The organism is Streptomyces sp. NBC_00310 (genome assembly GCF_036208085.1).
GTDB lineage: Bacteria > Actinomycetota > Actinomycetes > Streptomycetales > Streptomycetaceae > Streptomyces.
Genome location: NZ_CP130714.1, coordinates 5,323,145 through 5,348,034, shown reverse-complemented (window position 1 = coordinate 5,348,034; position 24,890 = coordinate 5,323,145). Strand labels below are relative to the sequence as shown.

General features: G+C 70.1%; 23 protein-coding genes. 9 read left to right on the top strand and 14 right to left on the bottom strand.

Going from position 1 to position 24,890, the window contains the following annotated elements:
- The first annotated feature begins 34 nt into the window (after window positions 1-34).
- The 3 genes from OG202_RS23475 (at window position 35) to OG202_RS23465 (ending at window position 2,492) form a co-directional block, all read left to right on the top strand.
- Window positions 35-460: an ATP-binding protein gene (locus OG202_RS23475; RefSeq protein ID WP_328223532.1), complete on the top strand. Its 426-nt coding sequence runs from the start codon at window positions 35-37 to the stop codon at window positions 458-460.
- 129 nt (window positions 461-589) lie between these two features.
- Window positions 590-1,534, top strand: coding sequence for a C40 family peptidase (locus OG202_RS23470; RefSeq protein ID WP_405896064.1), 945 nt, complete (start codon window positions 590-592; stop codon window positions 1,532-1,534).
- Between the two features lie 235 nt (window positions 1,535-1,769).
- A complete protein-coding gene (locus OG202_RS23465) occupies window positions 1,770-2,492 on the top strand; it encodes a phosphatase PAP2 family protein (RefSeq protein ID WP_328223530.1) in 723 nt (240 codons plus the stop codon).
- A gap of 211 nt (window positions 2,493-2,703) precedes the next feature.
- Here OG202_RS23465 and OG202_RS23460 read toward each other — a convergent pair whose 3' ends face one another.
- Window positions 2,704-4,278 carry an FAD-binding oxidoreductase gene (locus tag OG202_RS23460; RefSeq protein WP_328223528.1) on the bottom strand — a complete coding sequence of 525 codons (1,575 nt, stop codon included), beginning with the start codon at window positions 4,276-4,278 and terminating at the stop codon, window positions 2,704-2,706.
- 684 nt (window positions 4,279-4,962) lie between these two features.
- Here OG202_RS23460 and pstS point away from each other — a divergent pair.
- The 4 genes from pstS (at window position 4,963) to pstB (ending at window position 9,146) form a co-directional block, all read left to right on the top strand.
- Window positions 4,963-6,093 carry a phosphate ABC transporter substrate-binding protein PstS gene (gene pstS, locus OG202_RS23455; RefSeq protein ID WP_327728933.1) on the top strand — a complete coding sequence of 377 codons (1,131 nt, stop codon included), beginning with the start codon at window positions 4,963-4,965 and terminating at the stop codon, window positions 6,091-6,093.
- A gap of 137 nt (window positions 6,094-6,230) precedes the next feature.
- Window positions 6,231-7,238, top strand: coding sequence for a phosphate ABC transporter permease subunit PstC (gene pstC, locus OG202_RS23450; RefSeq protein ID WP_326581246.1), 1,008 nt, complete (start codon window positions 6,231-6,233; stop codon window positions 7,236-7,238).
- Window positions 7,235-8,299: a phosphate ABC transporter permease PstA gene (pstA, locus tag OG202_RS23445; protein ID WP_326581249.1), complete on the top strand. Its 1,065-nt coding sequence runs from the start codon at window positions 7,235-7,237 to the stop codon at window positions 8,297-8,299. Before pstC ends, pstA begins: the two co-directional genes overlap by 4 nt.
- Window positions 8,300-8,369: 70 nt before the next feature.
- Window positions 8,370-9,146 (top strand): phosphate ABC transporter ATP-binding protein PstB, encoded by a 777-nt coding sequence (gene pstB, locus OG202_RS23440; RefSeq protein WP_326581251.1) that lies wholly within the window; start codon window positions 8,370-8,372, stop codon window positions 9,144-9,146.
- A gap of 146 nt (window positions 9,147-9,292) precedes the next feature.
- Here the strand turns inward: pstB and OG202_RS23435 are convergent, their stop codons facing one another.
- Complete coding sequence (locus tag OG202_RS23435; protein ID WP_326581252.1) at window positions 9,293-10,291, bottom strand: inorganic phosphate transporter; 999 nt, start codon at window positions 10,289-10,291, stop codon at window positions 9,293-9,295.
- A 7-nt stretch (window positions 10,292-10,298) separates the two neighbouring features.
- Window positions 10,299-10,919: a DUF47 domain-containing protein gene (locus OG202_RS23430; protein WP_327728934.1), complete on the bottom strand. Its 621-nt coding sequence runs from the start codon at window positions 10,917-10,919 to the stop codon at window positions 10,299-10,301.
- 188 nt (window positions 10,920-11,107) lie between these two features.
- Here OG202_RS23430 and OG202_RS23425 point away from each other — a divergent pair, with 188 nt between their 5' ends.
- Entirely contained in the window at window positions 11,108-11,473 is a 366-nt protein-coding gene (locus OG202_RS23425; protein WP_326581256.1) for a metal-sensitive transcriptional regulator, read from the top strand.
- Window positions 11,474-11,604: 131 nt separating this feature from the next.
- On the opposite strand, the gene OG202_RS23420 is transcribed toward OG202_RS23425, so the two are convergent.
- From OG202_RS23420 to mshD, 10 genes are all read right to left on the bottom strand, one after another.
- Window positions 11,605-11,790 (bottom strand): hypothetical protein, encoded by a 186-nt coding sequence (locus tag OG202_RS23420; protein ID WP_326581257.1) that lies wholly within the window; start codon window positions 11,788-11,790, stop codon window positions 11,605-11,607.
- Window positions 11,791-11,897: 107 nt separating this feature from the next.
- Window positions 11,898-12,731 carry a hypothetical protein gene (locus OG202_RS23415; RefSeq protein WP_326581259.1) on the bottom strand — a complete coding sequence of 278 codons (834 nt, stop codon included), beginning with the start codon at window positions 12,729-12,731 and terminating at the stop codon, window positions 11,898-11,900.
- Window positions 12,732-13,062: 331 nt separating this feature from the next.
- A complete protein-coding gene (locus OG202_RS23410) occupies window positions 13,063-13,485 on the bottom strand; it encodes an NUDIX hydrolase (protein WP_328223525.1) in 423 nt (140 codons plus the stop codon).
- Window positions 13,482-14,696: a CHAD domain-containing protein gene (locus OG202_RS23405; RefSeq protein WP_328223523.1), complete on the bottom strand. Its 1,215-nt coding sequence runs from the start codon at window positions 14,694-14,696 to the stop codon at window positions 13,482-13,484. Before OG202_RS23405 ends, OG202_RS23410 begins: the two co-directional genes overlap by 4 nt.
- Window positions 14,677-16,911, bottom strand: a complete 2,235-nt coding sequence (locus OG202_RS23400) for an RNA degradosome polyphosphate kinase (RefSeq protein ID WP_326585745.1) — start codon at window positions 16,909-16,911, stop codon at window positions 14,677-14,679. Before OG202_RS23400 ends, OG202_RS23405 begins: the two co-directional genes overlap by 20 nt.
- Before the next feature lie 450 nt (window positions 16,912-17,361).
- Window positions 17,362-18,345 (bottom strand): ABC transporter permease, encoded by a 984-nt coding sequence (locus tag OG202_RS23395; RefSeq protein ID WP_327728938.1) that lies wholly within the window; start codon window positions 18,343-18,345, stop codon window positions 17,362-17,364.
- Complete coding sequence (locus tag OG202_RS23390) at window positions 18,342-19,376, bottom strand: ABC transporter permease (protein WP_328223521.1); 1,035 nt, start codon at window positions 19,374-19,376, stop codon at window positions 18,342-18,344. Before OG202_RS23390 ends, OG202_RS23395 begins: the two co-directional genes overlap by 4 nt.
- A complete protein-coding gene (locus OG202_RS23385) occupies window positions 19,373-20,290 on the bottom strand; it encodes an ABC transporter ATP-binding protein (RefSeq protein ID WP_327728940.1) in 918 nt (305 codons plus the stop codon). The genes OG202_RS23390 and OG202_RS23385 overlap by 4 nt, the downstream gene beginning before the upstream one ends.
- Window positions 20,287-20,700, bottom strand: coding sequence for a GntR family transcriptional regulator (locus OG202_RS23380; protein WP_326585746.1), 414 nt, complete (start codon window positions 20,698-20,700; stop codon window positions 20,287-20,289). Before OG202_RS23380 ends, OG202_RS23385 begins: the two co-directional genes overlap by 4 nt.
- Window positions 20,701-20,822: 122 nt before the next feature.
- Window positions 20,823-21,797 carry a mycothiol synthase gene (gene mshD / locus OG202_RS23375; protein WP_327728941.1) on the bottom strand — a complete coding sequence of 325 codons (975 nt, stop codon included), beginning with the start codon at window positions 21,795-21,797 and terminating at the stop codon, window positions 20,823-20,825.
- Window positions 21,798-22,065: 268 nt separating this feature from the next.
- Here mshD and OG202_RS23370 point away from each other — a divergent pair, with 268 nt between their 5' ends.
- Window positions 22,066-23,877 carry a bifunctional metallophosphatase/5'-nucleotidase gene (locus tag OG202_RS23370; protein WP_327728942.1) on the top strand — a complete coding sequence of 604 codons (1,812 nt, stop codon included), beginning with the start codon at window positions 22,066-22,068 and terminating at the stop codon, window positions 23,875-23,877.
- Window positions 23,878-23,995: 118 nt separating this feature from the next.
- Here the strand turns inward: OG202_RS23370 and OG202_RS23365 are convergent, their stop codons facing one another.
- Window positions 23,996-24,862 carry a hypothetical protein gene (locus OG202_RS23365; RefSeq protein ID WP_327728943.1) on the bottom strand — a complete coding sequence of 289 codons (867 nt, stop codon included), beginning with the start codon at window positions 24,860-24,862 and terminating at the stop codon, window positions 23,996-23,998.
- Between the last annotated feature and the right edge of the window lie 28 nt (window positions 24,863-24,890).

Here is a 24,890-nt window from a genome sequence, read left to right as displayed (position 1 = left end):
ATGTACCAACTCCCCTCAGTAACCGGAGACTTCCATGGCCACCGTATCCCCGTCCTGGAACTACACCCTTCGTCTCCCCCGGGACCCCCGCTCCCCGGGCGTCGGCCGCGCCACCCTCCGGGCCGTGCTCGACGCCCATGGTCTTTCCGAACTCACCCCCACCGCCGAACTGTTGGCCGCAGAGCTGCTCACCAACGCTCATCGGCACACCACGCAGGAGTACGCCCTGCGGGTGCTGGAGATCGGCGGGAGGCTGCGCGTGGGGGTGTGGGATCGGGACTGGCGGGTGCCGGTGGGGTTCACGGAGGACGCCCGGCCCGTCGACCTCGACGCCGAGCGTGGGCGTGGGATGCAGCTCGTGCGCGCCTGTTCCCAGGAGCGGGGCGTGTCCGTGTTGCGCGACCTCGGTGTCTCACAGGGTGGGAAGCTGCTGTGGGTCGACTGTGGGGCCGCCGGGTGATCATTCCGTCGGGGCGGGGTCCGCTCTACACTTGCTGGCGGCGGACTGGCGCGCGGTGAGGGGCGGTTGACGGTGCGTAAGGCGTGGATCGTGGCGATCGCTGCCGGCAGCGCCGGGCTCGGCTTCGTGATGGTGCTGGTCGTGGGTGTCTACCTGGTCGCCGGGAATCTCGCGGGCGGGATCGCCGGGAAGTCCGTCGGGCTGGCCAAGGGGGCCGTACCCGCCGCCTATCAGACGCTCGTGCAGAAGTGGGGCAATCTGTGCGACGCCATCAATCCGGCGTTGCTCGCCGCACAGCTGTATCAGGAGAGCGGGTTCAATCCGAAGGCGCAGAGCCCGGCCGCCGCGCAGGGGATCGCGCAGTTCATCCCGGGGACGTGGGCCACGCACGGGCTCGACGGGGATGGTGACGGGGATCGCGATGTGTGGGACCCGAATGACGCGATTCCGTCGGCCGCCTCGTACGACTGCTCCCTCGCGAAGTACGTGAAGGACGTACCCGGTGATCCGACGGCGAACATGCTCGCTTCCTACAACGCGGGGGCGTACGCCGTCATCAAGTACGGGGGCGTCCCGCCGTACAAGGAGACCCAGAACTACGTCAAGACGATCACGACGCTGTCGGAGAGTTTCGCCGCGCCCACGTCCCGGGTCGATCCGAGCGAGCAGGCGGCCGGGGCCATCGCGTACGCGCAGAAGAAGCTCGGGACGCTGTATCTGTGGGGTGGTACCGGTACCGCTGAGCAGGGCGGACGCTTCGACTGCTCGGGCCTGACGCAGGCGGCGTACAAGAGTGTGGGGATCACGCTGCCGCGGGTCGCGAACGATCAGTACAACGCCGGGCCGCATCCGTCGCGGGACGAGCTGCTGCCCGGGGATCTGGTGTTCTTCTCCGACGACCTCACCAACTCCCGCGCCATTCGGCACGTCGGGATTTATGTGGGGGGCGGATACATGATTGACGCGCCGCGGACAGGTGCCGTCATCCGGTTCGACCCGATTGACACCCCCGACTACTTTGGTGCCACCCGGGTTACCGAAGATGGCGCGAAAGCGCTGCCCACGACGGTCTGAGGGTGCCGCAATTCTCCGTGAACCCCTGCCCTGAGCTGCGCAGACGTGTCTCTCTTCGATAACGTCTGAGTGATCATTCAGTGGAGGGTGGAACGCATTGGAGAAGAGTGTGCGTTCCTATTTGACGTAGCCCGTTGACGCTCACGCGGAAGCACTACGTACACCACGGGGGTGGCAGAGCGCGGCGCACGTAAGGGTGCGGTCGCGAGAACGATGACGAAAGGGCCGCAGCACGATGGCTGGACTCGCCGCGCATGCCGCACTTGCCGCTGAATCCGGATCGAACCCCGACGTCGAGCTGCTGTACGACATCAATGGTCTGGCCAAGGATGCGCCGACCTGGCTCGACCGGGTGATGGAGTTCGTCGGCGAGTACGGGCTGCTCTTCGCGATGGTGCTGCTGATCCTGGGGTGCTGGTGGGGGGTGCGGAAGCGGGGCGGGGAGGATGCCGCCCCGTCCGTGGCCGCGCTGGTGTGGGCGCCGTTGGCCGCCGGGATCGCCGTGCTGGTGAACGTGCCGATACGCGGGTTCGTGGAGCGGCCCCGGCCCTTCCTCGATCATGAGGGGCTGGAGGTGCTGGTCTCCGGCAAGACCGACTACTCGTTCGTGAGCGATCACGCGACGCTGATCATGGCGATGGCGGTGGGGTTGTTCGTCGCCAACCGGAAGTTCGGGATGGTCGGGCTCGTCATCGGACTGCTGGGCGGGTTCATCCGGGTCTACATGGGTGTGCACTATCCGACGGACGTGATCGGTGGGTTCGCGCTCGGGACCGCCGTCGTGTTGTTGCTGTCGCCCTTGGCGATGGCTCTGCTCACACCGCTGATGAGGGCGGTGGAGCGGTCGCCTCGGGTGGGGTGGGTCGTGCGGGCTCGGGGGCGGGTCGGGGAGCGTGCGGTGATTCCGGGGGCGCGGGTCGAGTCGGTGCCGGCGGAGGAGCGGGATCTGGCGGCCTGAGGGATCTGGCGGCCTGAGGGTGCCCGGGATTCTTTCGCCCCCGCCGCCCCTACCCGTCCTATCCATAAGGGGCTGTGCCCCTTCGACCCCCTTGAGCGCCTCATAGCTCGGGGGGTTCTGTTTTTCGGCGGGTGCGGGGTGTGTGTGGCTGATCGCGCAGTTCCCCGCGCCCCTGACGGGGCCTGCGGCCCGTCATGAGGGCCCAGGGGCTCTACAGCGCCTGCGGGAAGGTGAAGAAGCGCTGGGGGTCGTACTTCTTCTTCAGGGTGGTGAGGCGGGGGGCCGCGTCGCCGTAGTAGGCCTTCTTCCAGTGGGTGAGGGTGGGGTCGGCGTAGTTCTGGTAGGCGGCGCCGGAGGCGTGGCGGGTCATGGACTTGTGGGCCGTGTCGAGCCAGGACTGGGCCGTCGTACCGGAGGTGCCCGGCTTCCAGGAGGCGAGGTACTGGGCCAGCATCCGGGAGCGGCGGTGGACGAAGGCCGTGGCCGTGGGGGAGACGCGGTTGACCTGGCCGCCGAGGGCGGTGAGGGCGATGCTGCCGGCCCCGCCCTTCACGCCCGTGACCTGGGTCAGGAGGGTCTGGATGCCCGCCGACGAGATCGAGCGGTCGAAGAAGTCCGAGCGGGCCGCGTACGTCTCGCGGCCCAGCGCGCCCTGGGGGGAGCGGCCCGGGGTCGAGCCGGGCAGATGGCACTGGGCGTCGGTCGAGAAGGAGGAGCAGCCGGCGTAGCCCTCCATGGCGGCCTCGTACGAGCGGCGCTTGAGGAAGACGCTGCGGGCCGGGGTGCCGACGCGGTCGGCCAGGCGGTCGAGGGCGTTCTCCAGGTCGCCGTAGGTGCCGAGGGAGAACGCGGCGATCGCGACGGACGGGGTGCCGCCGTTCTGGAGGTGGCAGGAGGACCAGATCTCGTCGGGCTGTGTCGGGCCCCACTCCTGCCAGGCCTTCAGTACGGCGGCGGCCTTGGACCACGGCCAGGTGAGGTACGCGGTGACGCTCCGAGGGGCCGCGTGGGTCTTGAAGCGGAGTTCGGTGACCACGCCGAAGTTGCCGTTGCCCGCGCCCCGTAGGGCCCAGAAGAGGTCCTTGTTCGTCGTGGCGTTCGCGATCAGCTGTGTGCCGTCCGCCGTGATCAGCGTGGCCTGGGTGAGGCTGTCGCAGGTCAGGCCGTAGGCGCGGGAGGTCACGCCGTGGCCGCCGCCGAGGGTCAGACCGGAGACGCCGACGGTCGGGCAGGAGCCGGCCGGGATGGTCACGCCCTTCGCGGCCAGGGCTCGGTAGACGTCGATGAGTTTCGCGCCGGCGCCGACGACCGCCTCGTTCGCGGAGGCGCGGACCTTGTTCAGCTTCGAGACGTCTATGACCAGGCGGCCGTTGCCCGAGGACCAGCCCCCGTAGGAGTGGCCGCCGTTGCGGATCGAGACCTTGATGTCGTGTGCCCTGGCGTAGGCGAGGGTGGTGCGGATGTCGTCGGGGTGGGCGACGTAGGCGACGGCGGTGGGCTTGAGGGTGTCGAAGCGGGTGTTGTAGAGCAGGCGGGCCGTGGGCCAGGCCTTGTCGCCGGGGCGGATGAGGGGGCCGTCGAGGTCTCGGGCGAGGGCGGACCAGTTGGCGACGGTGGCCTTGGAGGCGGTGCCCGCGCCCGTGCCGGTGGCCGTCGTGCGCAGGGTGGTGTCGGTTTCGGTCGCGCGGGTGCCGGGGCCGGGGCCGGGGTCGGTGCCTGTGCAGGCGGCAGCGGTGAGGGTGGTCAGTGCGGCTGCGCCGCCGCCTATGAACGTGCGTCGTTCCATGTGCGTCTCCGGTGCGCCGCGTGGGGTGGGTCGTGGAACGAGACGAGGTGGGTGGGGGTGGGGTTCCCGGATTCTCGCCCCCGCCGCCCCTACCCGTCCCCATCCTCCAGGGGCTGTGCCCCTTCGACCCCCTTTTTCCGGGGGCTGCCGCCCCCAGGCCCCTGCCGGGGGAGGGGGATGGGCGGGTTTGTACGTGTCGGAGCGTCGTGGCTTGTCGCGCCGTTCCCCGCGCCCCTTGCACCAGGCCGGGGTGGGCGAGTGCGCGTAGGGGCGGGTTCAACCGGGGATGGTGTCTCCTTGTAGTCGGTTGAGTGCTTAGAGTTATGGACTGAGTGGGGGTGGTGAGGATGACATGGAACACCCGGGTCCGTTGGTGTGGGTGGGGTGAGGGGGGCGAGGCCGCGACATCGGGACCCGTGCGTGCTCTCCCCGTGAGCATTCCGTGACCTCACCGCACTTTCGGCAGGGGTTCACTCGCCGTTCACTTCCGTCCATCGGCGGCTTCACCTGATCTGCCTAATTTCGGCCTTACCCGGTGCGGGGTGTGGGCCTGAATGCGGCCCCACGGCCCGTGACGACAGCAGTCTGAGGGACTGAAGGCATCAGCCGGATGAGTCCCGAGGCTGATACGACGACTTCGCACGCCGCCATGTGGACGGCGGCTCCTGGAAGGAACCCCCGAAAGTGAAGCTTCAGCGCAAGAACCGACTGCGCGCCCTTTCTCTCGGTGCTGTCGCCGTCACCGGCGCCCTGACCCTCACCGCGTGCGGGTCCGACGACACCGGCGGCACGAGCGGCTCCGGCGACAGCACGGCGTCCGCCAACAGCAGCATCGACTGCGGCGACGCCAAGGGTCAGCTGCTGGCCGACGGCTCCTCCGCGCAGAAGAACGCCATCGACGCCTGGGTCAAGCAGTACCAGAGCACCTGCAAGAGCGTCGTGATCAACTACAAGGGCAGCGGCTCGGGCGCGGGTATCACCGCGTTCACCCAGGGCCAGGTCGCCTTCGCGGGCTCCGACTCGGCGCTGAAGCCCGAAGAGGTCACGGCCTCCAAGGAGACCTGCTCCGGCGGTCAGGGCATCGACCTGCCGATGGTCGGCGGTCCGATCGCCGTCGGTTACAACGTCCCGGGTGTCGAGAGCCTGGTCCTGGACGCCAAGACCCTGGCCCTGATCTTCGACAGCAAGATCACCAACTGGAACGACAAGGCCATCGCGGCGCTGAACCCCGACGCCAAGCTGCCCGACCTCAAGATCCAGGCCTTCCACCGCTCGGACGAGTCCGGCACCACGGACAACTTCACCAAGTACCTGATCGCCGCGGCCCCCGACAGCTGGAAGTACGAGGGCGGCAAGGCCTGGCAGGCCAAGGGCGGCCAGTCCGCGCAGGGTTCCTCCGGTGTCGCGCAGGGCGTGAAGGAGACCGAGGGCGCGATCTCCTACATGGAGCTCTCCTACGCCAAGGACGGCATCAGCACGGTGGACGTCAAGACCGGTGCCGCCGAGCCGGTGAAGGCGACCGTCGAGAACGCCACCAAGGCCATCTCCGAGGCCCAGGTCGTGGGCACCGGCAAGGACCTGGCGCTGAAGCTCAACTACACGCCGACCGCCGAGGGCGCCTACCCGATCACCCTCGTCACCTACGAGATCGTCTGTGACAAGGGCAACAAGGCGGAGACCCTGCCCGCCACCAAGTCCTTCCTCACCTACGTCGCCTCCGAGGACGGCCAGGCGCTGCTCTCCGAGGCCGGGTACGCCCCGATGCCCGAGGAGATCATCACCAAGGTCCGCACGACCATCTCGGAACTGAGCTGACCTGAGTGCGGTCCGGCCCCCACCGGGGCCGGACCGCATCGTCCGGTGCACCGCCGCCAGGAGCCTCCCGCCACCGCGGGCGGCTCCGCCCCGAGTCGCCGCCCGTATTGCGACGGCTCCGCAGACCGGAGAACCTGATGGACATATCGACCAAAGAAAATCCCGCTCCCCCCACCCCACCGACGTCCGAGACCGCCGAGCAGAAGCGGGCCGCCCGCGGCGCCACCCGCCCCGGCGACCGGATCTTCCTCGGCCTGTCCCGGGGTTCCGGCATCTTCATCCTTGCGCTGATGGCGGCCATCGCCGTGTTCCTCAGCTACCGCGCCGCCATCGCGATCAGCAAGGACGAGGCCAACTTCTTCACCACCTTCGAGTGGAACCCCACCGCGGTCCCGCCGGTCTTCGGCATCGCGGTCCTGGCGTTCGGCACCGTCGTCTCGTCGATCATCGCGATGGCCATCGCGGTCCCGGTCGCGGTCGGTATCGCCCTCTTCATCACGCACTACGCCCCGCGCAGGCTGGGCGGTCCGATCGCGTACGTGATCGACCTGCTCGCCGCCGTGCCGTCCATCGTGTACGGCCTGTGGGGCGCCCTGGTCCTCGTACCGCAGCTCGACGGCCTCTACGGCTGGCTGAACGACTACCTCGGCTGGACCGGCATCCTCTCGTGGCAGGGTGGCGCCCCCCGCTCGATGCTCACCGTCGGCATCCTGCTCGCGATCATGATCCTGCCGATCATCACCAACGTGAGCCGTGAGGTCTTCCGGCAGGTCCCGCAGATGCAGGAGGAGGCCGCGCTGGCCCTCGGCGCCACCCGCTGGGAAGTGATCCGCATGGCGGTGCTGCCCTTCGGGCGCTCCGGCGTCATCTCCGCCTCGATGCTCGGCCTCGGCCGCGCGCTCGGCGAGACCATGGCCGTGGCGATGGTCCTGTCGTCCAGCTTCGAGATCAACCTCAGCCTGCTCGACCCGGGCGGCGGCACCTTCGCCCAGAACATCGCCAGCAAGTTCAGTGAGGCCACCGAGATGGGCCGGGACGCCCTCATCGCCTCCGGTCTGGTCCTGTTCGTCATCACCCTGCTGGTCAACGGCGCGGCCCGGCTGATCATCGCCCGCCGCAAGGAGTTCTCGGGGGCCAACGCATGAGCAACGCAACTCTCTCCCCGAAGGGCCCCAGCACGCTGCGGGCCGCGTCCCTGCCCAGGTGGTTCGCGTGGGCGGTCGCCGTCGGCTCGGTCGCCCTGGGCCTCGGCATCAGCACCGTGGCGGGCCTGGAGAGCTCGATCCAGTGGGCCCTGATCGCCGGCCTCCTCTTCGTCCTCGGCACGTACGGCATCGCCGCGCGCGTCGAGGGCAAGCGGCAGGCCAAGGACCGGGTCGCCACCAGCCTCGTCTGGGTCGCGTTCCTGCTCGCCGTGCTCCCGCTGGCCTCCCTCGTGTGGGAGACCATCAGCCGTGGTGTGAAGGTCCTCGACGGATACTTCCTCAGCCACTCGATGGGCGTGGTCGCCGACACCGAGCCCGGCGGCGGCATCTACCACGCGATCCTCGGCACCCTGGAGCAGGTAGGCATCGCCACCGTGATCTCCGTGCCGATCGGTGTGCTGACCGCGATCTACCTGGTCGAGTACGGCCGGGGCAAGCTCGCCAAGGCCGTCACCTTCTTCGTCGACGTCATGACGGGCATCCCGTCGATCGTCGCGGGCCTGTTCATCCTCAGCACCTGGATCCTGCTGCTCGGCATGGGCCCCTCCGGCTTCGCCGGCGCGATGGCGCTGACCATCCTGATGCTGCCGGTCGTCGTCCGCTCCACCGAGGAGATGCTCAAGCTCGTCCCGAACGAGCTGCGCGAGGCCTCGCTGGCCCTGGGCGTGCCGAAGTGGCGCACTATCCTGAAGGTCGTGCTGCCGACCGCCATCGGCGGTATCACGACCGGTGTGATGCTCGCCGTCGCCCGTATCGCCGGTGAGACCGCTCCGGTACTGCTCCTGGTGTGGGGTTCGAACTTCATCAACGCGAACCCCTTCGCCGACCCGCAGGCGTCGCTGCCGATGTACATCTACCTGCAGTACGCGAACAGCGGCGGCTCCGGTGCGGCCTACGACCGTGCGTGGGCGGCGGCCCTGACGCTCATCGCCTTCATCATGATCCTGAACCTGGCGGCCCGCGGCATCGCCCGCTGGAAGGCGCCGAAGTCCGGTCGCTGACGCGGCCATGATAGCGACCAGATTCCCTCGAATTCCCCGCGAATTCCTCGCGAAAGAAGCAGTGATCCCCATGGCCAAGCGAATCGACGTCAGCGGCCTCAACGCCTATTACGGCTCCTTCCGGGCCATCGAGGACATCTCGATGACCGTCGAGCCCCGTACCGTGACGGCCTTCATCGGCCCCTCCGGCTGTGGCAAGTCCACGTTCCTGCGCACCCTGAACCGGATGCACGAGGTGACGCCGGGCGGCCGGGTCGAGGGCAAGGTCATGCTCGACGACGAGGACCTGTACGGCACCGGGGTCGACCCCGTCTCCGTGCGGCGTGAGGTCGGCATGGTCTTCCAGCGCCCGAACCCGTTCCCCACGATGTCGATCTACGACAACGTGGCGGCGGGCCTGAAGCTGCTCGGCACCAAGAAGAAGGCCGAGCTGGACGACGTCGTCGAGAAGTCCCTCAAGGGCGCGAACCTCTGGAAAGAGGTCAAGGACCGCCTGGGCAAGCCGGGCTCCGGCCTCTCCGGTGGCCAGCAGCAGCGGCTGTGCATCGCCCGTGCCATCGCGGTCGAGCCGAAGGTGCTGCTCATGGACGAGCCGTGCTCCGCGCTGGACCCGATCTCGACGCTCGCCATCGAGGACCTCATCGGTGAGCTGAAGGAACGCTTCACGATCGTCATCGTGACGCACAACATGCAGCAGGCGGCGCGGGTCTCCGACCGGACGGCGTTCTTCAACCTCGCGGCCGTGGGGCAGCCGGGCAAGCTCATCGAGCTGGACGACACGGAGCGGATCTTCTCCAACCCGTCCGTCCAGGCCACGGAGGACTACATCTCCGGCCGCTTCGGCTAGGCCGGCGGCGTTCGCCGACCCTCAAGACCCCTCCAAGACCCCTCACGGTGCTGCATGGCGGTGCCACCGCGAGGTAGAGAAAGGGCCCGCCCCCGGTGTTCCCGGGGGCGGGCCCGTCCTCGTGCGGTCAGAGGACCGTCGTGCGGTCAGAGAACCGCCAGGTTCACGATCCAGAAGCTCGTCGCGGCGACCAGGGCCGCGGCCGGCATCGTGATGAACCAGCCCAGGATGATGTTCTTGGCGACGCCCCAGCGGACGGCGTTCACCCGCTTCGTGGCGCCCACGCCCATGATCGCCGAGGTGATGATGTGGGTCGTGGAGATGGGGGCCTTGAAGATGAAGGCCGTGATGAACATGATCGACGCGCCGGTGGTCTCGGCGGCGAAGCCCTGCGGCGGGTCGAGTTCGATGATCTTCCGGCCGAGGGTGCGCATGATGCGCCAGCCGCCCGCGTACGTGCCGAGGGAGAGCATGACCGCGCAGACGATCTTCACCCAGACCGGGATGGGATCGCCGTAGTCCTCGACGTCCGCGATGACCAGGGCCATCACGACGATGCCCATCGTCTTCTGCGCGTCCTGGAGACCGTGGCCGAGGGCCATGCCCGCCGCCGACACGGTCTGCGCTATACGGAAACCGCGCTTCGCCTTGTGCGGGTTGGCGCGGCGGAATATCCACATGATTCCCGCCATCACCAGATAGCCGACGACCAGGCCGACCACCGGTGACACGAACATCGGGATGACGACCTTTTCGAGGACGCCGGACCAGTAGACCGTCGTACCGCCCGCGAGCGCCGCGCCCACCATGCCGCCGAACAGCGCGTGGGAGGAGGAGGACGGCAGGCCGAAGTACCAGGTGACGAGGTTCCAGGTGATCGCGCCGACGAGTGCCGCGAAGAGGATGCCCATCCCCTTGGAGCCCTCGGGCGTGGAGATCAGGCCCTCGCTGACCGTCTTGGCGACGCCGCTGCCGAGGAAGGCGCCGACGAGGTTCATCACCGCGGCCATGGCGAGGGCCGCCCGGGGCGTCAGCGCGCGGGTCGACACCGAGGTCGCGATCGCGTTCGCGGAATCGTGGAAGCCGTTGGTGTACGTGAAGAAGAGCGCGACCCCGATGGTCACGACCAGAGCCAAGGTGTCCATGAAGAGTTCAGGACTCCTTGACCGCGATGGTCTCCACCGTGTTGGCCACGTGTTCGAAGGCGTCCGCCGCCTCCTCCAGCACATCCACGATCTGCTTGAGTTTCAGCACCTCGATGGCTTCGTACTTGCCGTTGAAGAGCATGGCCAGCAGCTTGCGGTGGATCTGGTCGGCCTGGTTCTCCAGCCGGTTGACCTCGATCCAGTACTCCGTGAGGTTGGCCATGGTGCGCAGGTTCGGCATGGCCTCGGCGGTCAGCTCGGCGGCCCGCGCCAGCACCTCGATCTGCTGCTCGACGCCCTTGGGCAGTTCCTCGACGTTGTAGAGGACGACCAGGTCGACGGCCTCCTCCATGAAGTCCATGATGTCGTCGAGGGAGGACGCGAGGTTGTAGATGTCCTCGCGGTCGAACGGCGTGATGAACGAGGAGTTCAGCTGGTGGAAGATCGCGTGTGTGGCGTCGTCACCGGCGTGTTCAGCGGCCCGCATACGCTCTGCGATCTCGGCCCGGCCGGCGGCGTCCGCCCCGAGCAGTTCCATGAGGAGTTTCGAGCCCGTGACGATGTTGTCCGCGGACGCGGCGAACATGTCGTAGAAGCTCGTCTCCCTGGGGGTCAGACGAAAGCGCACGTGGGGTCCTCGGTATGCATTGGTTTCGGTCAGGCTGATGCTAGGCGCATCATCCGGCCACGGCTAATGGGCCGTCCCCCAGTGTCGCCCATCAGCCAGATTCACCGGCAGGGGGGCTGCCCGCAGGGCGTATACCCGCCAAAGTTCGATACGATATACCCGGTAGGGGTATATGTCTGGAGGCTGCGATGACGACCACAGGGGCCGGCGCTGAAGTGCCCTCCGCCGTAGACGGAGTGGAGCCGGGTGTCGTGACCGACCACGACCGTGGAATCCACGGGTACCACCAGCAGAAAGACGAGCATCTGAAGCGCCTGCGGCGCATCGAGGGACAGATCCGCGGGCTCCAGCGGATGGTCGACGAGGACGTCTACTGCATCGACATACTCACCCAGGTCTCCGCCTCCACCAAGGCCCTGCAGTCCTTCGCGCTGCAGCTTCTCGAGGAACACCTGCGGCACTGCGTCGCCGACGCGGCCCTCAAGGGCGGCACCGAGATCGACGCGAAGGTGGAGGAGGCCACGAAGGCGATCGGGCGGCTGCTGCGGACCTGAGGGTCGGAGGGCCGGGGGCCGCCCGTGCCGCCGGGGGTCTTTTTCGGCCACCGGGGACGGTCGTCGGGTGCGGCCGCCGGACGGGGTTGTCGGGTACGGCCGCCGGGTACGGCGTCCGGCGCGGGGGTCCGCTACCGGCGCGGTTCGTCCTCGTGGGAGCGTTCTTCCCGGACCCGCAGGACCTCGTCGATGCGGTCGGGGCTGAGGCGGTCGCCGTCGGTGGCGGAGGCCGCGATGATGAGATCGCCGCAGAGCTCGATCTCGGCGAGGGCCACGTGGTCCTGAACCGCCGTACCGCCTGCCGGAGCCACGTGCATCACCTCTTCTCCGCCGTCACCGACCCCTAGGGTAGGCAGCGGCCCACAGCCCGCGCATGGCACCAACGGACCATTTCCGGCCCCGTACTTTCCGCTACCCCTCGGGGCTACTCCTCCGCGATCTTCCCGGCGTAGATGTCCTCGGGCCGCGGCAGGCGTACGTCGACGGGGACGCCGAAGTCGTACAGCAGGGTCGTCGAGGCGACGGCGATCGTGTCCTGCCGGGCGCCGTTGACGAAGCTGAAGCGGTGGCGGACCTTGCGGATGCGGCCCTCGTCGTCGAGGTAGGCGTCGAAGGGGACCCGGGCGGTGGCGAAGCCCTCGGCGGCGGCGCGCAGGGGGGCCCGGTTGCCCTCGGAGGCCGCGCGGGAGGCCATCGTGAGGTCGGCGGTGCCGCGGTAGTGCCGGACCCGTGTGCCGTCGACCTCGGCCTCGCCGACGAAGCTCGCCGTACGCGTCCCGCGCAGCACCTCGGCCGCGGCGAACGGGTCGGTGGCGCCGCCGGTGACCAGATTGCCGTCGGAGAGGGCGCCCGTGTCGACGCGGACCCATTTGTCGGCGGGGACGCCCGCGCCCCGGTTCTTCATGAACAGGGCGCCGGGGGCGAGGAGTTCGGTGATCGGGCGGTGTTCGCTGCGGCCGGCGGGGTCGTGCGGCAACAGCACCCTGAGCCGGCCGAGCTGTCTGCCGTAGTCGTAGACGCCCTCGCCGCGGATGGTCACGCGGGTACCGCCGGTGGCCATCTCCATCTCCGTACGGGCCCTGGAGCTGCCCGCGCGGACGAGGGCGGGGGCGGCGCGGTGCAGCAGGTCGACCGGGTCGTAGGGGAGGGGGTCGTCGGCGAGGCCGCCGAACGCGCAGCCGGTGACACCGGCCGCGCCGACGATGAGTCCTGCCGCGACGAGCACCGCGCCCGTCCTGCCGTGCCGCCGCGTCACCATCGCCTGCCAACCCCCTGGCCGGGTCCGTACCGGGTCCTCCCGCTTGTCCGGATAACGACGAGTGGGGAGGGTTGTCACGCGGTGCGCCCAATAGCCCGTGGCGGGAGGGGGGAGACGCTTACTTGCCCTGGGTAACGTTGTGGGTGTGGCGCACCAGGACGAGCCGGTACCCCCGCAGCAGCACCGTACGAACACCGTCGAGCAGGGCCGATTCTGTGTGGCGAGATGCAGTTGTGGGTGGCGCGGGCCGGCCAGACGGGCGCGGAGCCTGGCCCGGACGGACGCGGAGGGGCACGCGGCGGGCGGGGTGTGAGGGGTCGCGTGGTGAGGGTTACGCGTGGCGGAGGATCGCCAGGAACTCGTCGATCAGTTCCCGGTCGCGGGGCTGGGTGAGACGGTCGCGGGCGTCGGCCGGGTCCAGCCAGAGGATCCGGTCCACCTCGCGGTTGGGCGTGAAGTGGCCGTCGAGCGCCTCGGCCGCCCAGTAACTCACCCGCTTGGCGCGCCCGTTGACGAAGTAGTGGGTCGTGGGCAGCCGGGGGCCGGGCGCGCAGCGGTGGCCGGTCTCCTCCTCGACCTCGCGCAGCGCGCCGGCGAGGGCGTCCTCGTCGGGCTTCAACTTGCCCTTGGGGTGCGACCAGTCGTCGTACTTCGGCCGGTGGACCAGGCAGATCCGCAGGTCCCCGCCGTCGGGGGAGGGGCGCCACAGGACGCAGCCCGCCGCCCGGATCACGGCGTCGGTGTTCTCGTTCACGACGTGCTCACCGCCTCCTTCTGCCAGGACTGCTGGAACGCGAACCGGGATGCCTCCACCTCGTGGCGCTGGTCGGCGTGGAGGACGCCGAGGGCGTAGGCCGTGGCCGGGGCGATACGGGGGGTGCGGGCGGCGGCGGCCGCCGCGGAGGCCGCTTCGGAGGCGTCGCGGTGGCGGTTGAGGGCCTCGCCGGCCGCGAGGAGGCGTACGTCGACGGGGACGGCCTCGGGGTACAGGACCTCCAGGGCGTAGCGGTGGAGGCGGAGCAGGAGCCGTACCTGGTGCCAGGGGGCGTCCTGCGGGTGGGGTGCGGTGTCGGGGGAGAGGCCGTGGATGAGGGCCTCGGCGTTGTAGGGGTGGCCGGCGGTGTGCAGGGGCAGGCCGGTGACCGCGTCGCGCAGGCGGTCGTGGGCGGCGGCGGCCAGGGGGCGCAGGTCGGCCGTGGGGGCGGTGGGGGTGAGGGGGACCTCGCTGGCCAGTACGGCGACGCTGTCGGCGACGGCGTGGAAGCGGGAGGAGCCGAGGGCCTGGAGGGCCGCCGAGTGGGCCCGGGTGCGGGCGAGGGTGAGCTGGCGGTCCAGGAGCGCGCCGGCCTTGGCCGCGCCGACTGTGAGGTTGCCGCGATCGGGGGCGGCCGGGGGGCGGGTACCTGGGCCGGCGGTCCCGGGGTCCGCTGTGCCCACCCGTTCCGCCCCAGCGGAACGACTGCCCACAGCGGAGGCTGAGGTGGCGGAGCGGCTGCCCCCGGAGGCTGAGGTGGTGGAGCGGCTGCCCCCGGAGGCTGAGGTGGTGGAGCGGCTGCCCGTAGAGGCGGTGGTGGTGCGGGTGGGGATCGCCGTCTGGGTCGGGAAGTTCGTGGCTCCGGACAGGCGGTTCAGGGCCGTCACCAGGCGGTGCAGGCGGGCCGCGTACGCGTGCTCGCGGCCCAGTGTGCCGGACAGCCAGGCCAGTTCGGGGCGGAGGGATTCCGACCAGTCGGCGTCCAGGAGGGGGCGGAAGGTGTGCAGCGTGCCGCTGATGCGGCGGGCCGAGCGGCGCAGGGCCAGGGCCGCGTCGGTGGACTCCTCGGCGCCCGCCGCCGCGCCCCCACCGGTCTCGCGGTGGGTGCGCAGCGCGCGGAGGAACTCCGTGGCCCGGGCCCGCAGATAGCCGGCGACGGCATCGGCGGGTACGACCGTGGGGTCCGTGGGGTCAAGGTGTTGCTGTGCCACGCCGGCGCCTCCGGGCGTCAATGAGCATCTCCTGGACGTTGCGCAGGGGCTGGCCGTCGGCGTCGGTCGCGTGCCGGGTCCACTCGCCGTCGGGACCGAGGTGCCAGGAGGAGGTCGTGTCGGACATACCGGTCTCCAGCAGGCGGTTGAGCGCCGCCCGGTGGGCCGGGTCGGTGACCCGCAGCAGGGCCTCGATCCGGCGGTCGAGGTTGCGGTGCATCATGTCGGCGCTGCCGATCCACACCTCCGGCTCGCCGCCGTTGCCGAAGCCGAAGATCCGGGAGTGTTCGAGGAAGCGGCCGAGGACCGAGCGGACCCGGATGTTCTCCGACAGGCCCGGCACGCCGGGGCGTATGGCGCAGATGCCGCGCACCCACACGTCGACCGGAACACCCGCCTGCGAGGCCCGGTACAGGGAGTCGATGAGCGCCTCGTCCACGATCGAGTTGACCTTGATGCGGACGTGCGCGGGACGTCCGGCACGGTGGTGCTGGACCTCCTTGTTGACGCGGGCGATCAGGCCGTCGCGCAGGGACTTGGGCGCGACGAGGAGGCGGCGGTAGGTCTCGCGGCGCGAGTAGCCGGAGAGGCGGTTGAAGAGGTCGGAGAGGTCCGCGCCGACCTGCGGGTCCGACGTCAGCACGCCCAGGTCCTCGTACAGCCTCGCCGTCTTCGGGTGGTAGTTGCCCGTGCCGACGTGGCTGTAGCGCCGGAGCGTCTCGCCCTCCTGGCGGACCACCAGGGAGAGCTTGCAGTGGGTCTTCAGGCCGACCAGGCCGTAGACGACGTGGCAGCCGGCCTCCTCCAGCTTGCGCGCCCACTTGATGTTGGCGTGCTCGTCGAAGCGGGCCTTGATCTCGACCAGGACGAGGACCTGCTTGCCGGCCTCGGCGGCGTCGATGAGCGCGTTGACTATGGGGGAGTCGCCGGAGGTCCGGTACAGGGTCTGCTTGATCGCGAGGACGTCCGGGTCGTCGGCCGCCTGCTCCAGGAACGCCTGCACCGACGTCGAGAACGAGTCGTACGGGTGGTGCAGCAGCACGTCCCGGTTGCGCAGGGCGGCGAAGATGTCGGGCGCGGACGCCGACTCGACCTCGGCCAGGTCGCGGTGGACGCCGGCGACGAACTTGCGGTACTTCAGCTCCGGCCGGTCCAGGGAGGCGATGCGGAAGAGGCCGGTGAGGTCCAGGGGCCCGGTCAGCGGGTAGACCTCGGACTCCTTGATCTTCAGCTCGCGCACCAGCAGGTCCAGGACCTCCTGGTTGATGCTCTCCTCGACCTCCAGGCGCACCGGCGGCCCGAAGCGGCGCCGCATGAGCTCCTTCTCCAGGGCCTGGAGGAGGTTCTCGGCGTCGTCCTCCTCGACCTCCAGGTCCTCGTTGCGGGTGACCCGGAAGGCGTGGTGCTCCAGCACCTCCATGCCCGGGAACAGCTCCTCCAGATGGGCGCCGATCACGTCCTCCAGCGGGACGAACCGGCCCGGGGAGGCCTCCAGGAAGCGGGACAGCAGCGGCGGCACCTTGACGCGGGCGAAGTGCGAGGTGCCGGTCACCGGGTTCTGCACGCGGACGGCCAGGTTCAGGGAGAGACCCGAGATGTACGGGAAGGGGTGCGCCGGGTCGACGGCCAGCGGCGTCAGCACCGGGAAGATCTGGTGACGGAAGAGCGTGAAGAGCCGGGCCTGCTCCTTCTCCTCCAGTTCGCTCCAGCGGACCAGGTGCACGCCCTCCTCGGCCAGCGCCGGGGCGACGTCCTCGTGGAAGCAGGCGGCGTGCCGGGCCATCAGCTCGCGGGAGCGGGCCCAGATCATCTCCAGCACCTCGCGGGGCTGGAGACCGGAGGCGGACCTCGTGGCGACGCCGGTGGCGATACGGCGCTTCAGGCCGGCCACCCGGACCATGAAGAACTCGTCGAGGTTGCTGGCGAAGATCGCCAGGAAGTTCGCCCGTTCGAGGAGGGGGGTGTTCGGGTCCTCGGCCAGTTCCAGGACGCGCTCGTTGAAGGCGAGCCAGCTGCGCTCCCGGTCGAGGAAACGGCCCTGCGGCAGCCTTTCGCCACCCTGGTCGTCCTCCTCGTACGCGTCGAGGTCGGCGTCGATGTCGGGTTCCAGGTCGGACACCACGGCCGACACCGTGTGGGGGCGGTGGCCGGTTATGGAGCCGACGGACGGCTGCGCGTGCTGGACCTGGGCTGCCTGGGCGTTGGACTGGCTCATAACACCATTGTTCCGCGTCGCGAGCATCACAGGCGCGTCGGACAGGGCCGGTGGAAGTGCGGGGACGGGCGAGGCGGCGTTCACGGCGTCGTTCTCGGCGATGTCCGCGTCGATGCGCGCGACGACGTCGGCGGCGTGCGGGGCGCCGGGCGCGGTCGCACGGGGGCCGCTCCCCGCGCTTTTCCCGTTGCTGGGGCCGCTGCGTGGGGGAGGCGAGGGCTCGGGCACGACGGGGTTCATTGCGGAAGCGTCGCAAGGCCGTCTGAATGACCGGTTACGGAGACCTTACGTATGGGATAGCGCGGGGAGGACCGCCGGTTCCACGGAGGCCAGCGTGCGCCCCCGGTGCACGCTCCTTCGTCCTCGCACGCCGTCGCACGCTGTTCACCGGGCGTACGCCTTCGGCACGCCCATCCCCCCGTAGGAAGGGCGTGCCGGGTCAGGGGGCCGTCAGCGGGCGCGGCGGCGCAGCGTCCCGTAGGCGGCGGCGGTGGCGAGGACGGCGACGGCGAGGATGACGCCGGTGGTCATGAGGTGCAGGGGCCAGAAGTGGGATACCGGGTGCACCTCGGCGTACAGGTCGGTGAAGCCGTTCTGGCTCATGCAGCGGGTGTAGTCGACGTCGGCGTCGGCGTCGAAGCAGCTCAGGTCGGCGGCGCGGCTGCCCGGGCCGGTGATCGCGCCCAGGTCCAGCTGCTCCGCCGTCATCGGCAGCCGGCTGGCGGCGGTGCCGGTGAGCGTCTTGGCGGGCCACAGCTCGTTGGAGTGGTCGTCGAGCCACAGGTGGAACAGGAGCATGAAGCCGAAGGCCACGGTCAGGGCCGGCAGCGCCCGCTGCAGGGCGAGGCCCGCCAGGGCGCCGACGGCCAGTGCGCACAGGGCGTACGCGAGGACGGCGGGGCCGCGGTTCACGAAGGGGTCGGTGTAGTACCACTCGTCGCCGCTCAGGTCCCGGTCCGAGGACCAGACCCAGCGGTAGACCAGCACCAGGACGGCGGTGCCGGCGGTCAGCGCGACGGCGGACACGGCCAGCTTCGCGGTGAGCCAGCGGACCGGGGTGACGGACTGGGTCCAGGCCAGCAGGGCCGTGCCCCGCTCCATCTCGCGGCCGGTGAGCGAGGCGCCGGCCCAGGCGGCCACGGCGTAGGAGAAGTAGGCGATGAGGGTGCCGACCCAGCTCATGGCCTGGGAGTAGGCGAACGCCGACTCGAGGTCGATGCACCCGCTCTCCAGCTTCCGGCAGGCGGCGCGCTCCGCACGCGCCTCCGCCCCCGTGACGTACTGCAGCCAGAGCATCCACCCGACCATGACCAGCACGTACGCGGCCCACACCAGCAGTGCCGAGCGGTGCAGCCGCAGCACGGTCCAGACGATGCCCCGGGGGCGCGGCCCGCCCCGGGTGACAGGGGCGGGCGCGCTGGTGGTGGCGGTCATGGGGTGCCTCCCGTACGGGTCGATGAGGGGCCTTCCGTACGGCGCCGGAGCAGGTGGAAGGCGGCCAGGACCAGCAGGGCGGTGAGGGCGAGGAGGATGCCGGTCTCGACGAGCTGGAGGGGCCAGAAGTGGGAGGAGGGGTGGAAGTCGGCGTAGAACCCGGCGACGTCGGTCCGGTCGCAGGAGACGTCCTCGCATCCGGCGTTGGAGACGCGGGCGCCCGAGGTGGTGATCAGGCCGCGGTCGACCAGGTCACCCGTCCAGGCCCGGTCCTGCGTCCTGGAAACGAGGGTCTCGACCGGCCACAGGGCGTGGCGCCACGTCCGGAGCGTGCCCATGACGACGATCACGCCCAGGAACCCGGCGGCGAGCCCGGGCAGCGAGCGGCGCAGCACCACGCCCGCGAGGACGCCGAGGGCCAGGGCGAGCAGGGCGTAGGCGGTGGCGAGGGTGCCGTTGCCCATGAAGGTGCTGTATTCGAACCAGTCCCGTGTCCCCAGCTCGTGCCGCAGCCGCTCCTCCCGCCACCACACCAGGCGGTTCAGCAGGGTCAGCAGGACCGTCCCCGAGACGATCAGGGCGGCCGGGACCGCGAGCTTGGCCGCGAGCCAGCGGGCCGGGGAGACGGACTGGCTCCAGGCCAGCCGGGCGGTGCCGCTCTCCAGCTCGCGGGCGACCAGGGCGCCGCCCGCCCAGGTGCCGATCAGGGCAGGAGCGAGGGTGAGGAGGTCGGAGCCCAGGGTGACGGCCAGCCCGTAGCGGGTGTACGCGGCGCCTGTCGAGCAGTAGTCGGTCCTCTCGCAGCCGTTCTTCGCATACTCGGTCCAGGCCGCGTCGAGCCCCGGTCCGGCGGCCCACACCAGCCCGCCGGCGATGAGGACCACCAGCAGCCCCCAGAACCACAGCGCCGACTGGTGCAGGCGGAGCGTCGCCCGGATCAGCCCCCGGATCGGGGTCATGGCCGGGGCGGGGATCGGGTGCTCTGAGCGGGCGGCCGGGGTCGCGGCGGTCCCGGTGGTCGTGGTGCTCATACGGCCGCCTCCCGCGCCTCGGTCCCGTCGGCGTGGTCGCCGTCGCCCTCGTCGATGACGAGGGCCGGTGCCTGAGGTGCCCTCAGGTGGGCGAGGACCAGCTCCTCCAGGGTCGGCTCGGCGGTCTGCCGGCCGGTGCCGATCGGGCCCTGCGGGCGGATGAGCGCGGTGAGCTGACGCCCTGTCGTGCGGGACTCGACGACGGTGTGCGGGGCGAGGTCGCCGGCCGGGCCGGTGACCAGGGTGTGGGCGGCGAGGAGCTCGTCCAGCGGGCCCGCGAGCCGAACACGTCCGGCGCCCAGCAGGAACAAGTGGTCGCAGGAACCCTCCAGTTCGGCCACTACATGCGAGGACATGACAACAGTGGTGCCGTGCTCGGCGGAGTCCGCGAGCAGGGTGCCCATCAGCTGGTGCCGGGCGAGCGGGTCGAGGTCGGCCATCGGCTCGTCCAGGAGCAGCAGTTCGGGTCGCTTGCCGAGGGCGAGGGCGAGCGCGACCCGGGTGCGCTGGCCGCCGGAGAGGGAGCGGATCTTCGCGTGCCGGTTCAGCTCGCCCTCGTCCACCACCCGCTCGGCGACGGCCGCGTCCCAGCGCCGGGGGTTGAGCTCACGGCCCAGCCGCAGGGTCTCGGCGACGGTCAGCTGCGGATACAGGGGCTTGTCCTGGGCGACGTACGCGATGCGTTCGCGGGCCGCCGCCGGGGTCGTCCCCAGCACGCTGATGGCGCCCTCGGTGGGGACGAGCAGCCCGGCCGCGTGGGCCAGGAGCGTCGACTTGCCCGCGCCGTTCGGTCCGACGAGCGCGCAGATCCGCCCCGTCGGCAGCCGCAGCGTGCAGTCACGCAGTGCCCAGTTCCCCTGCCGCCACCCGAACTTCTTTCCGAGCGCGGCCGCTTTCATCGCGGTCCCCGTCATGCCTCGTCCCCCTGATCTTTCCGGTCTCGCTGATCTTGTGTGAAGTGTTCGTCCAGTACGGACGTGAAGAGCGCCTCCACGTCGTCCCGTTCGAGCCCGGTCTGTCTGGCTCGTACGGCCCAGGTGTCCAGCTCGGCCCGCAGCGGGGAGTCGACGGGCGTGCTGCCCAGTGACTTCCGTACGAACGTGCCGAGACCGCGGCGGGCTTCGACCAGGCCTTCGCGCTCCAGCTCGCGGTAGGCCTTCAGCACAGTGTTCGGGTTGATCGCGGTGGCCTCCACGACCTCGCGGGCCGTGGGGAGTTTGTCGCCGGGCTCCAACAGGCCGAGCCGCAGGGCCTGTTTGGTCTGCTGGACGATCTGCACGTAGGTGGCGACACCGCTGCGCCGGTCGATGCGGTACTCGACCACTCGGACAACCACCCTTTCACTAATTGAGTAGTGAAAGGGTGGTGCAAGAGAGGGGGCGGTGTCAACAACACCGCCCCCAGCCTGTGGACAACTCCGCGTACGTGCGGATGTGTGAGGATGTGTCAGGTTTCGCTGCGGTACATCAGATCCGTCTCGTACGTCACGAAGCCGAGGCGTTCGTACACGGTCACCGCCGCCTTGTTGTCGGCGTCGACGTAGAGCATCGCGGTGGGCAGGCCCTGGGCCGCGAGGTGGCGCAGGCCGATCGTGGTCAGGGCCTTGCCGAGGCCGCCGCCCTGGGCGCCGGGGCGGACGCCCACGACGTAGACCTCGCCGAGCTGTTCATCGGCGTGCGCCTTCGTCCAGTGGAAGCCGATCAGTTCGGCGCCGCCGGTCCCGCCCGCGCCGCCCTCGCCGCCCTGCCGTTCGGCCAGGAAGAAGCCCGCCGGGTCGAACCAGGGTTCGGCCATGCGGTCGTCGAGGTCGCGCTGGGTGAGGGAGCCCTGTTCGGGGTGGTGGGCGAAGGCCTCCGCGTTCGCGGCGAGCCAGGCCGCGTCGTCCTCGCCGGGGACGAAGGCGCGGACGGTGACGCCGTCGGGGAGCACCGGCTCGGGCGGGTCGAAATCGGCCAGCGAGCGGCGCATCTGGCGCAGTTCGCGGAAGAGGGTGAGGCCGAGGACCTGGGCGAGGTGCCGGGCGGCGGAGTGGCCGCCGTGCGCCCAGACGCGCAGGCGCTTGCCGGACTCGGCGAGCAGGGCGGAGCCGAGGGCCCGGCCGTGGCCGTGGCCCCGGTGGGAGGGGTGGACGACCAGTTCGGCGGCGGGGGCCTCGACGGGGTCGTTGTCCTCCAGTTGGGCGTAGCCGACCAGGTCGTCCCCGGCGCTGAGGAGGAGATGGCGCACGCCGTCGCGGGGGCCGCCGCGCAGTTGGAGGCGGCCCTGCTCGGACACCGCCTGTTGGCCGTCGACCTGGGCGGCCTCGTCCAGCAGCGCGAGGACGGCCGCCTTCTGGTCGGGGGTGAGTTCCAGGCGGGTTTCGATACTGCGGGCGGCTGCGCTTGCGGCTGGGCCGGGCCGGGCGGTGTCGTCGCTGGTCATGGGTTCGAGGTTAGTCGTGGGGAGGGAGGGTGCCTACGAGCTCGGCTGGAAACCGTTGACGCACGGCCACTGGCCGGATGTGGTCGATCGCGCGGTTCCCCGGGCCTCTCCGGGGCGCTGAATGTCCAACTTCGTTGCGAGTCCTCCTTGATGGCAACCAGGTCGTAACCATGAACCCCCTGCCGCGCTACGCGCGTTGACCCTAGGCTTCGGCCGCACGGGGCCTGTTCTCACGTTTCTCACACTTCTCACGAATCCAGGGGGGCACATGTCAGCCACACCCCAAGCGCACCGCCGTAGAAGCCGCCGTAACCGGATCCTCGCCGCCGCGGCCGGCCTGGCGACCGTCGGGGCGCTGGCCGCCGCGCTTCCGGCGAGCGCCGGTGAGGCGAAGCCGAACCAGCCCGGCAAGGAGAAGCCGAGCCGGTACCAGGACGTGCAGTTGCTGTCGTTCAACGACCTGCACGGCAACCTGGAGCCGCCGGCCGGTTCCTCGGGCCGGGTGACCGAGCTGCACGAGGACGGTACGACCACGACGATCAACGCCGGTGGTGTCGAGTACCTCGCCACGCACCTGCGCGACGCCCGCCGCCCCGACGACTACTCGATCACGGCCGCCGCCGGTGACATGGTCGGTGCCTCCCCGCTGATCTCGGGCCTCTTCCACGACGAGCCCACCATCGAGGCGCTGAACGGGCTCGACCTCGACGTCACGAGCGTCGGCAACCACGAGTTCGACGAGGGCGCGAAGGAACTGGCCCGTCTGCAGAAGGGCGGCTGCCACCCGACCGCCGGCTGCTACGTCAAGGGCAAGAAGTTCAAGGGCGCCGACTTCCCGTACCTCGCGGCGAACGTCATCGAGAACAAGACCAAGAAGCCGCTCCTGAAGCCCTACTGGGTGTGGAAGAAGAACGGCGTCAAGGTCGGCTTCATCGGTGTGACCCTGGAGGACACCCCGGGTGTCGTCTCCGCCGAGGGCGTCAAGGGCCTCACCTTCAAGGACGAGGTCAAGACGATCAACAAGTACGCCAAGGAGCTGGAGCGCCAGGGCGTCAAGTCGGTCGTCGCGCTGATCCACGAGGGCGGTGCCCCCGCCTCCACGTCGTACAACTACGACTGCGACGCGCCCGGCGCCGGTGACGGCATCTCCGGTCCGATCGTCGACATCGCCAAGAACATCACGCCGAAGGTCGACGCCCTCGTCACCGGCCACACGCACGCCGCGTACGCCTGCACGATCAACGACCCGGCGGGCAAGCCGCGCATGGTCACCTCGGCCGCGTCCTTCGGCCGCCTCTACACCGACACGACGCTGACGTACGACCGCAAGACCGGCGACATCGCGCGCACGGCCGTGGATTCCGCGAACCACGTGGTCACCCGTGACGTCGAGAAGGCCGCCGACATGACGGCCCTCATCAGCAGGTGGAACACCCTCGCCGCCCCGATCGGCAACCGCGCCATCGGCTACATATCCGCCGACGTGCCCAACGCCGGAACCGAGTCCCCGATGGGTGACCTGATCGCCGACGCGCAGTACTGGTACGGCAAGGCGCTGGACCCCGAGGTCGACCTCGCGCTGATGAACCCCGGTGGTGTGCGCGCGCCGCTGACCTACGCGGCCAAGGGCACCGAGGGCGACGGCGTGGTGACCTACGCCGAGGGCTTCACCGTCCAGCCGTTCTCCAACACGGTCAACCTGCAGAACTTCACGGGCGCCCAGCTCGTCTCGGTTCTCCAGGAGCAGGTCACCGGCGTCAACGCGGCCACCCCGAAGGTGCTGCTGCCGTCGTCCGGTCTGACCTACACGCTCGACCTCACGAAGACCGGCGCGGCCCGCATCGTCGTCGACAGCATCAAGCTCAACGGTGCCGCCATCGACCCGGCCGCCACGTACCGCGTCGCCACCAACAGCTTCCTCGCGGGCGGCGGCGACGGCTTCACCACGCTGGGCCAGGGCACGAACGACCTGGTCGGCGGGGACGACCTCGCTGCCCTTGAGCAGTACCTGCTGGCCAACTCCTCGGCCGCGAGCCCGCTCGCGCCGCCGACGGCCAACCGGATCACGGTCATCAGCTAGGCGCCCACGCGGCGGAGCCGCACCTGTCACAGCCCCGCGCCCCTGGAAGCGAGAGCGACCAGGGGCGCGGGGAGTTCTTTTTTACGGCTTCCCCGGAGCTTCCCCGGAGGAACGGGCCTCAGCGGGCGCAGCTCTTCGGGTCCAGCTTCTCCTCCCACTTGTCCTCGCGGCCGTCGGGCTGGCCGTTGGGGAGGAGCTTGTCGGAGGTGCCGTCGATGTAGTAACCGTGCGAGTAGATCGTGCGGTAGGAGCGGTTGCGCCAGGTGTGGACGGTCTTCTCGCCGTTGCCCTTGTTCCAGGAGTAGTCCTCGACGTAGAAGACCGGGGTGACGCGGACCACACGCTGGTACGGCGTCCAGGTCACGGCGATCTGGGTGCACGGCGGGATCGCCTTCTCGCTGCGGCGCTCGAAGCTCGCCGTCTTCTCCCAGCCCCACTCGTACGAGAAGCTGCCGCCCGCACTGCCGGAGAAGATGCTCTTGGCGACGGAGAGGCTCAGCTGGGCCCCGACGCTCTTCTTGGCGAACGTCTTGGTGCTGTAGCTGCTGACGAAGGTCTCCTTGTCGGCCTGCGACCCCCGGTTGCCGATCCAGGGGGAGGTGCGGACGGGGGCGCCCTTGATGGACCAGGTCGACGCCTGCACGTTGCCGCACCAGCCGCGGAAGGTCTCCCAGTCCCCGGCGGGCACGAACAGCCCGAAGACGTCCCGCAGGTACTCGTCCTGCGTCTTGAACTCGCCGGTCCGGACGTTGAGCGCGCCGTACACGCCCGTCATGCTCGTCTTCTGGGCGCAGAGCCGCTCGATCATCGAGTCGGTGTTGCCGGGGTCCACGCCCCGGATGTTCGTCGCGCCGCCCGGCCCGGTGGCCGCCTGGGCGGAACCGGCGCCGGCCAGGGCACCGGACACGGCCAGGGCGGTGGACGCGGCGACGAGTGCGGTCTTCTTCAGCGTGCTCTTCAGGGATGCCTTGACTGCAGTTCGCATGGGTGTGCGCTCCTACTGCTGTACGCCG